The organism is Erythrobacter sp. 3-20A1M (assembly GCF_018636735.1).
Classification (GTDB): Bacteria; Pseudomonadota; Alphaproteobacteria; order Sphingomonadales; family Sphingomonadaceae; genus Alteriqipengyuania.
In genome coordinates this window covers 836876-849411 of the sequence record NZ_CP045200.1, presented here as the reverse complement: position 1 = coordinate 849411, position 12536 = coordinate 836876, and the positions used below count along the sequence as shown (strand labels likewise).

Annotated in this window: 13 protein-coding genes; 6 read left to right on the top strand and 7 right to left on the bottom strand. The window is 68.2% G+C overall.

Annotated elements, in window-relative coordinates:
• The first annotated feature begins 24 nt into the window (after window positions 1–24).
• Window positions 25–2328 (top strand): DNA topoisomerase IV subunit A, encoded by a 2304-nt coding sequence (gene parC / locus F7D01_RS04120; RefSeq protein ID WP_215228964.1) that lies wholly within the window; start codon window positions 25–27, stop codon window positions 2326–2328.
• 199 nt (window positions 2329–2527) lie between these two features.
• On the opposite strand, the gene F7D01_RS04115 is transcribed toward parC, so the two are convergent.
• From F7D01_RS04115 to F7D01_RS04095, 5 genes are all read right to left on the bottom strand, one after another.
• Window positions 2528–3709: a CCA tRNA nucleotidyltransferase gene (locus F7D01_RS04115; RefSeq protein WP_215228963.1), complete on the bottom strand. Its 1182-nt coding sequence runs from the start codon at window positions 3707–3709 to the stop codon at window positions 2528–2530.
• Window positions 3702–4319 carry a CoA pyrophosphatase gene (locus F7D01_RS04110; RefSeq protein ID WP_215228962.1) on the bottom strand — a complete coding sequence of 206 codons (618 nt, stop codon included), beginning with the start codon at window positions 4317–4319 and terminating at the stop codon, window positions 3702–3704. The genes F7D01_RS04115 and F7D01_RS04110 overlap by 8 nt, the downstream gene beginning before the upstream one ends.
• Window positions 4316–4864, bottom strand: a complete 549-nt coding sequence (locus F7D01_RS04105; RefSeq protein ID WP_215228961.1) for a DUF1285 domain-containing protein — start codon at window positions 4862–4864, stop codon at window positions 4316–4318. Before F7D01_RS04105 ends, F7D01_RS04110 begins: the two co-directional genes overlap by 4 nt.
• A 48-nt stretch (window positions 4865–4912) precedes the next feature.
• Window positions 4913–5440, bottom strand: coding sequence for a GNAT family N-acetyltransferase (locus F7D01_RS04100; RefSeq protein WP_215228960.1), 528 nt, complete (start codon window positions 5438–5440; stop codon window positions 4913–4915).
• Window positions 5441–5512: 72 nt separating this feature from the next.
• Window positions 5513–6724 (bottom strand): PQQ-dependent sugar dehydrogenase, encoded by a 1212-nt coding sequence (locus tag F7D01_RS04095; protein WP_215228959.1) that lies wholly within the window; start codon window positions 6722–6724, stop codon window positions 5513–5515.
• Here F7D01_RS04095 and F7D01_RS04090 point away from each other — a divergent pair.
• From F7D01_RS04090 to folP, 5 genes are all read left to right on the top strand, one after another.
• Complete coding sequence (locus F7D01_RS04090) at window positions 6723–7364, top strand: ribonuclease HII (protein WP_215229659.1); 642 nt, start codon at window positions 6723–6725, stop codon at window positions 7362–7364. The genes F7D01_RS04095 and F7D01_RS04090 overlap by 2 nt on opposite strands.
• Window positions 7361–8278, top strand: a complete 918-nt coding sequence (locus F7D01_RS04085; RefSeq protein WP_215228958.1) for an oxidoreductase — start codon at window positions 7361–7363, stop codon at window positions 8276–8278. The genes F7D01_RS04090 and F7D01_RS04085 overlap by 4 nt, the downstream gene beginning before the upstream one ends.
• A gap of 203 nt (window positions 8279–8481) precedes the next feature.
• On the top strand, window positions 8482–9624 hold the full coding sequence (locus F7D01_RS04080) for a site-specific DNA-methyltransferase (RefSeq protein WP_215228957.1): 1143 nt from the start codon (window positions 8482–8484) through the stop codon (window positions 9622–9624).
• Window positions 9625–9722: 98 nt separating this feature from the next.
• On the top strand, window positions 9723–9869 hold the full coding sequence (locus tag F7D01_RS15475; protein ID WP_215228956.1) for a type II toxin-antitoxin system RelE/ParE family toxin: 147 nt from the start codon (window positions 9723–9725) through the stop codon (window positions 9867–9869).
• A gap of 241 nt (window positions 9870–10110) precedes the next feature.
• Entirely contained in the window at window positions 10111–11223 is a 1113-nt protein-coding gene (gene folP, locus F7D01_RS04070) for a dihydropteroate synthase (RefSeq protein ID WP_215228955.1), read from the top strand.
• Here the strand turns inward: folP and F7D01_RS04065 are convergent.
• Window positions 11220–11987 carry an SDR family NAD(P)-dependent oxidoreductase gene (locus tag F7D01_RS04065; RefSeq protein WP_215228954.1) on the bottom strand — a complete coding sequence of 256 codons (768 nt, stop codon included), beginning with the start codon at window positions 11985–11987 and terminating at the stop codon, window positions 11220–11222. The genes folP and F7D01_RS04065 overlap by 4 nt on opposite strands.
• A 22-nt stretch (window positions 11988–12009) precedes the next feature.
• The gene (locus F7D01_RS04060; protein WP_215228953.1) at window positions 12010–12525 is read right to left on the bottom strand and encodes a hemerythrin domain-containing protein; all 516 of its coding nucleotides are present in this window, start codon (window positions 12523–12525) and stop codon (window positions 12010–12012) included.
• Window positions 12526–12536 lie beyond the last annotated feature (11 nt).

Sequence of the window (12536 nt, the reverse complement as noted above, 5' to 3'; positions counted from 1 at the left end):
GCGTGGCGGTGGTAGGGCGAATGCATGGCGACAACCCTGGACGACGATAAAGACCCCTTCGACGCGATCGTCGATGCCCCTTTCGACAGCGCGCTGGAGGAGCGGTATCTGGTCTATGCGCTCTCCACCATCACCGCGCGCAGCCTGCCCGATCTGCGTGACGGGTTGAAGCCGGTCCACCGCCGTCTGCTGTGGGCGATGCGGCAGCTGAAGCTCAATCCGACCGACGCATTCAAGAAATCGGCCCGCGTCGTGGGCGACGTGATCGGCAAGTATCACCCGCATGGCGATGCCAGCGTGTACGACGCGATGGTCCGCCTCGCGCAGGACTTCGCTCTGCGCTATCCGCTAGTGGAGGGGCAGGGGAACTTCGGCAATATCGACGGCGATAACGCCGCCGCCTATCGTTATACCGAGGCGCGCCTGACCCGCACCGCGCTGCGCCTGATGGAGGGGCTGGACGAGGGGACGGTCGACTTCATCCCGACCTATAATGGCGAGGAGCAGGAGCCGGAGATCTTCCCCGGCTTGTTCCCCAACCTGCTCGCCAACGGGGCCAGCGGGATCGCCGTGGGCATGGCGACCAACATCCCGAGCCACAACGTTTCGGAGATCGTGGACGCGACGCTGGAGGTGATCGACAACCCGCACGTCGAGCATGCGCGGCTGATGGAACTGTTCAAGGGGCCGGACTTCGCGACCGGCGGGCTGATCGTCGACAGCCCTGAAACGATCGCCAACGCCTACGAGACCGGGCGCGGCTCGTTCCGGGTCCGCGGGCGCTTCCATGCGGCGGAGGCCGGAACGGCGGCGGACCGCGCGGCGGGAATCGAGCGGATGGGTGGCGGGCAATGGCAGCTCGTCATCGACCAGATCCCCTACCAGGTGCAGAAAGGCAAGCTAATCGAGCAGATCGCAGCTGCCATCGCCGACCGGAAGGTCCCGATCCTGGAGGATGTGCGCGACGAAAGCGACGAGGCGATCCGCATCGTGCTGGTCCCGCGCAGCCGCAAGGTCGATCCCGAGCTGCTCAAGGAATCGATCTACAAGCTGACCGATCTCGAAACCCGCTTCGGCCTCAATCTCAACGTGCTCGACACGCAGCCGGGCATGGGCCGCACGCCGATGGTGATGGGGCTGAAGGAGCTGCTGGAAAACTGGGTCCGCAGCCAGATCGAGATCCTGCAGCGCCGCAGCCAGCACCGGCTCGACCAGATCGCCCGGAGGCTGGAGCTGGTGGAGGGCTACATCGTCGCCTTCCTCAACCTCGACCGGGTGATCGAGATCATCCGCTACGAGGACGAGCCCAAGGCGGTGATGATGGCGGAATTCTCGCTCACCGACCGGCAGGCAGAGGCGATCCTCAACATGCGGCTGCGCTCCCTGCGCAAGCTGGAGGAAATGCAGCTGCGAGCCGAGAAGGACGAGCTGCTGAAGGAGCAGGACGAGCTCGAGAAGCTGCTCGGCAGCCCGGCGCGCCAGCGTACGCGGCTGAAGCGCGATCTGAACGCGCTGAAGAAGGAATACGGCCTCGACACGCCGCTGGGCGCGCGCCGCACGCATATCGAGGAGGCGGAGCCCGCGGTCGAATTCAGCATGGATGCGATGATCGAGAAGGAGCCGGTGACGGTCATCCTGTCGCAGAAGGGCTGGGTCCGCGCGGCGAAGGGGCATGTCGAGCTCGACCAGGACTTCAAGTTCAAAGAAGGGGACGAGCTTGCCTTCGCGATCCACGCGCAAACCACCGACAAACTGCTGATCGCCGCCGACGACGGGCGGTTCTACACCATGGGGGCGGACAAGCTGCCCGGCGCGCGCGGCTTCGGAGAGCCCATTCGCAACACGCTGGACCTCGACGCGAACGCGCATATCGCCGCGCTGCTGGTGCACCGCGATGGCGCGCGCGTCCTGCTGGCGGCGGATAGCGGCAAGGGGTTCGCGGCGGAAACCGGCGAATTGCTGGCCGAAACGCGCAAAGGGCGCCAGGTGATGAACCTGAAGGGCGATGCGAAGCTGGTGGTCGCGCGACCCATCGGCACCGGGGACGATCACGTCGCCGCTGTGGGCGACAACCGCAAGCTGGTGGTGTTCAACCTGGAGGAAGTGCCGGTGATGACGCGCGGGCAGGGCGTCCAGTTGCAACGCTACCGCGACGGGGGGCTGTCCGATGCCATCACGTTCAAGCTGGAGGACGGCCTGAGCTGGCCGATGGGCGGCGAAACCGGGCGCACCCGGACAGAGACCGACATCTGGCAATGGAAGGTTGCGCGCGGCGCGGCTGGGCGCATGCCTCCCAACGGCTTCCCGAAGGACAACCGTTTTCACTGAGGTACCATTTTATGGAATGGGAAACGGGCCGAACCCAAAGGCCCGACCCGTCCCGCGACCCTGGACTTGGTGGCGCCAGGGAACAGTCGATGCGGGGGAATGAGGGGAACTCTTCCGAACACCGCATCATGCAAGGGTTATGCCACACACCGGATGAAGGGTGCCTTAACCCGAGCTGGGACTGACTTGTCGTGCGGGGTTAGCTCCCGCCAGTCAGGTCGCCGAGTTCGTCTTCGAGCAGTTCCTGGACCCGCCGGCGATCCGGGAACCCCTCCGCCACCCAGCGCGCCTCGACCGCGCGCAGCACGCGCGCAACCTCCGGCCCGGCAGCCACGCCACGCGCGACGATCTCGCCACCTTTCAGCGGGAAGACGGGGGGCACGAAATCGCGCAGCGCGCTCGCATCCCGTCCGGCCAGCAGCAGTCGGTCGATGGCGCTCTGCGTCCCCAGCCGATAGGCGAGCGCGCGCGGATCGTCCGCATCGCCCGCCTCGCGCGCGGCGGCGGCGACCAGCCGCTTCTTCTGCGCGTTCGACAGGCGCAGGCGGCTGGCGACACTGGCGGCGGTCTCGGGTTCGGCGGGCAGCAGCGCGGCGAGGTGCCGGATCGGATCGGCGGCGATGCCATGCGCCCGCTCCTCGCGCGCGATGTCGTAACGCGCGACATCCGCCTCGGGCAGCACCACCGCCAGCACGCCGAGCTCGGCCATCCAGCGCACCGTCTGCTCTGCGCCGTCGGCGCCCAGCAGCCGCAGCAGCTCATTCGCGATCCGCTCGCGGCTGATGCCTTTCAGCATCGGGGCGAGTTCGGCGCATGCCTCGGCCGCCTCCGCGTCGGGCGGGAAACTGCCGAAGCGCGACTGGAAACGGAAATAACGCAGGATGCGAAGGTGATCCTCGCGGATACGCTGCCGCGCGTCGCCGATGAAGCGCACCCGGCGGGCCGCCAGATCGGCCAGCCCGTCGAACCAGTCGTGGACCGCCAGCGTCTCCGGATCGGCGTAGAGCGCATTGATCGTGAAGTCGCGCCGGCTGGCATCTTCGCGCCATTCGGTGGCGAAGGCGACGGTGGCGTGCCGCCCGTCGGTGGAAACGTCGCGGCGCAGCGTGGTGACTTCGACCGGCCCTTCCGGCAGCACGGCGGTGACCGTCCCGTGCTCGATCCCGGTGGGGACGACCTTGATTGCCGCCGCCTTCAGCCGATCGATCACGGTTTGCGGCAGCAGGGGCGTGGCCGCGTCGACATCGTTGACCGGCAGGCCGAGCAAAGTGTCGCGCACCGCCCCGCCGACCCAGCGCACGTTTTCGGCCCCCAGCGCGGCGACGAGTTGCGGCAGATCCTCGCGCCGCAGCCATGGGGCATCGGGCAGCCGATCAGGCATCGAACAGCTCGGCATAGGCGATTCGGCGCGACAGGTTTGCGATGATCGCCGCGGTCACGCCCCAGATGCGATAGCCATCGTGATGGTATTCGAGATAGCGCCGCTCCACCCCGCGCCAGAACGCGGAATGCTCTTCCCAGCTTGCCCGGTCGAGCAGGGTCGCCAGCGGTGCCTCGAACCACGCGGCGACCTCGCCCGGATTGGCGACCAGCGGCAGATCGGGGGGGATCACGCCCAGCACCGGGGTGATCTCGAACCCGGTGCCGGTCTGGTAGCGGTCGGTCGCGCCGATCACGCGCACGTCGGCAGGCGACAGGGCGATCTCCTCCTCAGCCTCGCGCAAGGCCGCCGCGATCGCATCTTCGCCCGCGTCGATCTTGCCGCCGGGGAAGGCGACCTGGCCCGGATGGTCGCGCATATCCTGGGGCCGCTGCGTCAGGATGACGCCCGGATTCTCGCGTTCGGTGACGGCGATCAGCACCGCTGCATCGGTGGAGCGGGCGGTGTGGGCGAAGCGCTCGTCGGTCAGAAGGTCGGGAATATCGGCGCGATGCCCCTCCTCGAACAGGGCCGCGAGGCGATCGAATAAAGCGCTTCCTGGGGCGCTCATTCCGGCACCAGCGAGAAGCGCTCTCCCTCGCTCGTCACCCTCCAGTCGTCACCCTGGCCGAGTGCGATCTGCGCCAGCTGTTCGTAGGTCGAGCGATTGAGCCGCGCTTCCAGCCTGCGCCGGACCTGCAGATAGAGCGCGGGACGCTCCGCATCGCCGCGCGCGACGATCCGGTTGTCCGGCCCCGCCACCACCAGCTCGTCGGTGTTGAGGCGGAACGCGAGCGCGCCATCTCTCTCGCCCACATCGGTCGCGATGAACGCGGCGTCCTCCACCGCGATCGTGAGCTTTTCGAACGGGGTGACGAGGAAATGCGCGCCGTCCGCGTCGCGGGTCAGCAGGCCGGAGAACGCGCGCACCATGCCCGCGCGCGCGATGGGGCTATCCTGGTGAAACCAAGTGCCGTCGGCGGCGATGCGCATCTCGCTGTCGCCTTCGCGCTCGGGCGACCATTGTTCGACCGGCGGCAGTTTGCGCGCCGCGACCTGCTCGGCGATTTGCGCCAGCGTCAGTCCGGCAAGATCGGGGGGCGGCTGATAGGGCATGGGCGGCAGCGATGGCAGATCGCGGCGACGCGCTCAATACGGGACCGGTCAGGACGCCTCGGGCCACGGCCCCAGCATGCCTTCGGCGGGCAGCACCGCCGGGTTGGGGCACCGCAGCAGCAGGCGCGCGCGGTCGTAGGGGCCGGGGCAGCGCCAGCCGGCGGTATGCTCCGCGGAGAAGCCCCAGCGGCCGTAATAGTCGAGATCGCCGATCAGCACCTGTGGCAGTGGCGGGCGGCCGGGCGATGTCTCCACATCCAGCGCGCCCAGCGCGGCGGCGAGCATGGCCTTGCCGAACCCCTCGCCCTGGCGGCCCGGCATGACCGCCACGGGACCGACCATCAGCAGCGGATGCGCGCGTCCCTCGCGTGTCATCAGCGCGATCGGCCAGAGCTGGATCGTGCCGACCAGCAGGTCGTCCTCGTCCAGCGTGGCGAAGCTGAGCGCGGGCAGCCAGTCCATGCCGGCCCGGATGCGATAGGCGGTGCGTGCATGGCGATCCTCCCCGAACGCCGCGTCGAGCAGCTCTTCGAGCATGGCAGGCTCGACCGCGGAAAGGGGGATCAGCGTCGTCATCGTGGCGGCGCGCGGTAGGGTGAGGCGCGCGGCCTGTCGATCAATTTTGCCTTCGCCGCGCTGCCGGTCCGGCTATCGGCCGGACGGCGTCAGCTTGCGCAACCGGCCGCCATCGCCATCCTCCAGCAGCCACAGCGCACCGTCCGGGCATTCCTCGATCTCGCGCAGGCGATGGCCGAACTTGTACCGTGCGGCCTCGGTCGCGCTGGTGCCGTCCATCTTCACCCGGATGATCGCCTCGGTCGCAAGCCCGGTGATAATCGCATCGCCCGTCCATTCGGGCCACAGCTTTCCGTCGTAGAACACGAAATCGCCCGGCGCGATCACGGGGGTCCAGCCGATCGCGGCGGCCTTGAACTCGGGCCGCGTGGAATGATCGGGGATCGGCGAACCGTCGTAGTTCACGCCATCGGAGACGATCGGCCAGCCGTAATTCTCGCCGCGCACGACATGGTTCAGTTCGTCGCCGCCCTTCGGCCCGTGCTCCAGATCCCACAGCCGCCCGGCGCTGTCGAAATGCAGGCCGAGGAGGTTGCGATGGCCGTAGGACCAGATCTGGTCGGAGGGGCTGCCCCGGTCCGCGAAGGGGTTACCCGCCGCGGCGGAGCCATCGAGATTGAGGCGCAGCACCTTGCCCAGATTGACCGACAGGTCCTGCGCGGGCGAACCCTTCTGCCGTTCGCCGCTGGACAGGAACAGGTATTTGCCGTCCGGCGAGAAGGCGATGCGGTGCGAGAAGTGGCCGCGACCCGTCACCTTCGGCTCCTGCCGCCAGATCACGTTCATGCCGCGGATCGCGCAGGCATCGGCCTGCTCGCACACCAGCTCGCCGCGCCCCAGCACCGCGCCGCGCGTGTCGCCGTCGCCCGCCTCGACCCAGGTCAGGTAGATCGTGCGCCGGTCGAGCGTGGCCGAACTTTCGGAAGGCAAGAAGGCGACGTCGCCCAGCCCGCCCTGGCCGCCGTAATCGACCTTCGGCACGCCGCTGACGGTGCCGATTCGCCCGGTGGCGGTGTCGACGAACTTCATCGTCCCCGCCTTCTCCGTGACGAAGAGCGTGTACGTGCCCGGCGCGAAGGCGGCGGCCCACGGCTCATCGAACGTGCCCATGTCGGTGATCGCGAAGGGGCCGATGGTCTCGTCCGGCGCCTGCGACGTGGAGCCGACGGGCGGCGGGGTGGATTGCGAGGTCGCGCCATCCCCGGATGTCGTGCCCCCGCAGCTTGAGATCAGCGCGGCGGGGAGCGATAGGGCGAGCGAGATGGAAAGCGAGCGTATCGTCATGCTGTCGGGAACGCCCCACGCCGCATTCGGTGCCGGGTTCGGCGCGGGCGAGCTGGTGGTGGGCGTGGACGAGGCCGGGCGCGGGCCGCTGGCAGGGCCGGTGGTCGCCGCCGCAGTAGTGCTGTGCAAGCCGTGCCCCGGCGGCCTCGCCGATTCGAAAGTGGTTGCTGCGCCCAAGCGGGCGAAGATCGACCTCGCGGTGCGCGCCCGCTGTGCCTGGGGTGTCGGCGTGGTGGAGCCGGACGAGATCGACCGGCGCAACATCTTCGGCGCGACCATGCTGGCCATGAGCCTGGCGGTCGAGCGGCTCGTCGCCTCGCTTGGCCGGGCCCCGGACATCGCGCTGATCGACGGCAATCTGACGCCCATCGGCCGGTGCGAGCGCTGGGCCTGGCCCGCCCGCGCGATCGTGCGCGGCGATGCGAAGGAGCGCGCCATCTCCGCCGCCAGCATCGTCGCCAAGGAATGGCGCGACCGGATCATGGTGGCGGAGGCCGCGCGCCATCCGCATTACGGGTGGGACCGCAACAAGGGCTACGGAACCGCCGATCACCTCGCTGCATTGCGATTGCACGGGCCGAGTCCGCTGCACCGGCGCAGCTTCGCTCCGGTCGCGCAGACGGAGATGTTCCCCACATGACCGGTTTCACGTTTGACGACATTCCCAAGCAGGCGGGCGTCACCGCGCTCGTGACCGGTGCGAATACCGGCATCGGCTACCACATCGCGGACGAGCTGGCGCGGCGCGGCGCGCGCGTCCTCCTCGCCTGCCGCAGCGAGGACAAGGCGCGCGATGCGATGGCGAAGATCGCCGCGCACACCCCCGCTGCCGATCTGGCGTTCGTCGCATGCGATCTCGCCGACCTGTCTTCGGTCGAGGCGGCGGCGCAGACGGTTGGCAAGGAGAGGAAACTCGATCTCCTGATCGCCAATGCCGGCGTAATGATGCCCCCGCTCGGCCACGCGACGGCGGGCACGGAACTGCAATTCGCGGTCAATCACCTCGGCCATTTCGCGCTGATCGGGCATTTGCTCGACAGACTGGCGCAGGACGGCGGGGGGCGCGTGGTGATCCAGTCGAGCATCGCGCACAAGCGCGGGCGGATCGACTTCGACAATCTCGACGCAGCCAAAGGTTACGACCGTCAGCGCTTCTATGCGCAGAGCAAGCTTGCCGACCTGCTGATGGCGTTCGAATTCGACCGGCGGCTGCGCGCGGCGAAGTCGCCGGTCGCGGCGATCGGGTGCCACCCCGGCGTGGCGCAGAGCGAGCTGATGCGCCATCTCGGCGCGGCGACGCTGCTCGGCCCGCTGATGGGCGTGGTTCTCAACAGCGCACGGCAGGGCGCGCTCCCCGCCCTGCAGGCGGCGACCGATCCGCGCGTTACCTCCGGCAGCTATCTCGGCCCCTATGGCTTCATGGAAGTGCGCGGGAACAGCTCGGGTCGTGCGTTCGCGACCGACACCGCGCAAGATCCTCTGCTGGCGGCGCGTTTGTGGGAGACCTCGATCGAGATGACCGGCGTCGATCCCGGCCTAGCCCCCGTCGACTAGGCGAAAGCGCGCTGGTGAGTCCGCACGGCCACACCGCACCATCTTGAGTCCCGCGCGCGGCCACGCACCCCATATCTTGTGGCGGACTCGCTTCGTTCCGCACGTCCCTGCAACGTTTCAAACAACCCGCGCGGCAATTGAGCGGTTGACGTGGAGTCCCGATGGACTCACCCTGTGGATAAGTTTTCACGAGGGGGATCGGAATGGGGGTCGTCGAGACCACGACGAAGCAGCGTGCGCGGGCCAAGGCCAAACCGGTCGCCGCGCCAAGGGAGCTGTTGCCGCTGGGGCAGATCCTGGGCGGCGATTGCGTGGCCGCGATGCGCGGGCTGCCCGATGCCAGCGTCGATCTGGTTTTCGCCGATCCGCCTTACAACCTCCAGCTCGGCGGCGACCTCAACCGGCCCGACGGCAGCCATGTCGACGCGGTGACGGACGAGTGGGACCGCTTCGACAGCTTTACGAGCTATGACGATTTCACCCGCGCCTGGCTGACCGAGGCGAAGCGCGTGCTGAAGCCCGACGGCGCGCTGTGGGTGATCGGCAGCTATCACAACATCTACCGCGTCGGCGCGATCCTGCAGGATCTGGGCTTCTGGATCCTCAACGACATCGTCTGGCGCAAGACCAATCCGATGCCCAATTTCCGCGGCACCCGCTTCACCAATGCGCACGAGACGCTGCTGTGGTGTTCGCAGGGCGAAAAGGCACGCTACCAGTTCAACTACCGCGCGATGAAGACGCTGAACGACGAATTGCAGATGCGCAGCGACTGGCTCTTCCCGATCTGCGCCGGGGCGGAGCGGCTGAAGGAAGGCGGGCACAAGGTCCATCCGACGCAGAAGCCCGAAGCGCTGCTGTATCGCGTGCTGCTGGCGACGACGGAGCGCGGCGACGTGGTGCTCGACCCGTTCTTCGGCACCGGCACCACCGGGGCTGTGGCGAAGCGGCTGGGCCGCGAATGGATCGGGTGCGAGCGGGAGGGCGTCTATCGCGATGCCGCGCTGAAGCGGATCGAGAAGGAACTGCCCCTGGACGAGAGCGCGCTCACTACCATGCAGGCGGGCCGGACCGCGCCCAAGGTCGCCTTCGGCGCACTGGTGGAGGCCGGCATGCTGAAGCCGGGCACGCAGCTGTTCGACAGGAAACGCCGCTGGACCGCCACCGTGCGCGCCGACGGCTCGCTCGAATGCGGCAAACAAAGCGGCTCGATCCACGGCCTCGGCAAGGATTTGCAAGGCGCGCCCAGCTGCAACGGCTGGACCTTCTGGCATTACGAGAACGGCGGCGAGATCAAGCCGATCGACGCCGCGCGACAGCTCTACCTGCTGGCGGCGGAGGAGTGAGGGCCCCGTTTATTCGCATTGCGGAATTGATGGGGGATCGGCTTCTATGCGGGCTGCGGTGTTGTTTGCACCATTAGTATGATAGCTTCTTTTGCACGATGCTCGGACACAGCGCCGAAGAGTTGGCGCTAGGGCTTCGCCCAATACGTCAACAGGCCCATGTGGTGTGCTATACGGCAAACGAGCAGGAGGTGTTCGTCGTGCGCGTTCTGCACCATCGCATGGATTTCGAGCGCCACGTCTGATGGACACACCCCGTCGCTGTCCTACTCGCCATGGCTGCATTAACCTGCCGCGGATGACCGCGCCGCCGCTTCGATATCAACTCGACGACCGATTTTCCTTCGCGAAAACGGAAGTTGACGCTGGCATGGGTCGAATAAGCTGCAAGTATCTGAAAGAAAAAGAAAACCTCCTCGACCGAAGTTTCGCAAAACACCCCTTTCGGTGTTCCATCCTCCCCTCGCGCTGCTACGGGTCTGACGCATGACCGAACGCATCTACATCCGCCCCATCGGCTTCGCGCCCGGCCCGCAGGAAGAGGAGGGCGACGCGATCCGGCTCGCCGGGGGGATGGTCTTCGCCAGCCGGTTCGCCGTGATCCTGCGCCGCGATGGCGAGACGATCGCGCGCTGGCAGGCCTCGCCCGGCACGATGGCGCGGGTGCTGGGCGAACTGCCCGACAGCGTGGGCGCGGCGGCGGAGGCGCAGTGGGCAAACCTGACCCTCGCGCATCCGCCGCTGCAACTGGGCGCGCGTACCGTGCGGCTCGACCAGCCGCAGGTGATGGGCATCCTCAACGTCACGCCCGACAGCTTCTCCGACGGGGGCGAGTTCCTCGAGCGGCCCGAGGTGGGCCGCGCGCACGCAGCAGCGATGGTGGAAGCGGGCGCGGCGATCCTCGATATCGGGGGCGAGAGCACGCGCCCCGGTGCGGACGCTGTGTGGGAGGAGGAGGAAATCCGCCGCACGCTCCCCGCAGTCGAATATTGCGCCGCGATGGGTGCCGCGGTCAGCATCGATACCCGCCGCGCGGGCACGATGGAGGCGGCGCTGCGCGCGGGGGCCGGGCTGGTCAACGACGTCTCGGCGCTACGCTACGATCCGCGCAGCCTGGAACTGGTGGCTGCGACCGGCTGCCCGGTGGCGCTGATGCATCTGCCCGGAGACGGCTCGGGCCTGCACGACAATGACGGCTACGAAAGCGTGGTGTTCGACGTGTTCGACGCGCTGGCGGCGCATCGCGACCGCGCAGTTGCGGCGGGGGTGGAGCGGGCGAACATCGTGCTCGATCCCGGCATCGGCTTCGGCAAGTCGCTGTCGGACAATCTCGCGCTGATCAACGCGCTGCCGCTGTTCCACGCGCTTGGCCAGCCGCTGCTGCTGGGTGCGAGCCGCAAGCGGTTCATCGGCGCGCTGTCGAACGAGGCCCCGGTGGAGCAGCGGCTGGGCGGAAGTATCGCCATGGCGATCGCCGGAATGAACGCGGGCGTGCAATTGCTGCGGGTCCACGACGTCGCCGAGACGGTGCAGGCGCGCAATGTCTGGCGCGGCCTGCGCGATGCGGCGCTGACCGACTTCGCCGGGATGGCGGACTAGAGCGAGTAGCCGCCGTCGCTAACCAGCACCGCGCCGGTGATTGTCGCGGCGGCATCGGACAGGAGGAAGGCGATCTGCTGCGCGATCTCGTCCGCACTGGCGTAGCGGCCCAGCGGCGTCGCCATCCTGGCCAGCGCGTCCATCGCGGCGCGGCGGTCGCCGCCGTGCTCGGCCACGAGGTCGCGGAAGAAAGGGGTGTCGTCCCAGATCGGGGTATCGACCCCGCCGGGCGCGATCGCGTTCACCCGCACGCCGCGCGGCGCGGCCTCCTTCGCGGCGACCCGGGCGAGCTGCATCACTCCGGCCTTGGACGCGCCATAGGCCGCGGTGCCGGGTTCCGCCTTCGCCCCGCTGATCGAGGCGGTAAGGACGATCGCCCCGCCGTCCCGGATCGCGCCGAGGGTCGCCTGCAGGGACAGGAAGGTGCCGTCGAGATTGGTCGACAGCACCCGCCGCCACTCGGCAAAATCGAGCTCCGCGATCGGACCGCCGGACGAAACGCCTGCGTTCAGCACTGCATGGTGGATCGGGCCGTGCGCGGCGGCGGCTTCGGCGAACGGGCCGCTCCAGAACGAGGGGTCCGCCACGTCGCCCGTCAACGGGACGAACTCGCAGGAGAGGTCGGGCCCGCGCATAGCGTGGCCGTCGCAGTCGACCAGGATCAGCCGCGCGGCGCCGCTCGCATCCAGTATGCGAGCGACCGCCGCGCCGATCCCCGAACCCGCCCCGGTGACGAGCGCGGTACGCCCGGCGAAATCGAACACTCCGTCAGCCTCCCGGCCGCGCTCAGGCGGCCTGGTTTTCCTCGATATATTCGTCCGGGTCCTTCTCCTGGCGGTGGTAGGTCCCCGAATGGTCGGCCTCGAAGGCGAGGTATTTCACGCCCAGCTTGCGTCGCTCCTCCGCAGGAACGTGGCGGCGGAAATCGGTCAGCCCCTGGCGCTCCTCCTCGGACAGGTGCGAGCTGTTGTTGCAATTGCACAGGTCGACCTTCTCCCACCATTTGTCGGAGCCGACCTTATGCTTGTCCGCCTCCTCGGCGGCCTCGGCGATGTCGTTGTGATCGCCGATCGCATCCTCGGTGGTCTCCTCGGCGCTGTCGCTGTCGAGCGCGCCGGTGCCGCATTCGAGCAGGCGGGGGTAGAAGAACTTCTCCTCCGCCGCGGCATGCGCTTCGAGATGGTTCTTGAGCCGTTCCCAGATCTTGCCGAGCGATTCGGTGTCGTCGCGCGCCTCGTCGAGCGCGGAGAACCAGCGGCGCTGGCGGTCGTGGTCGGCTAGGATGCAGTCGACGATGTCCATATGGGATGTCC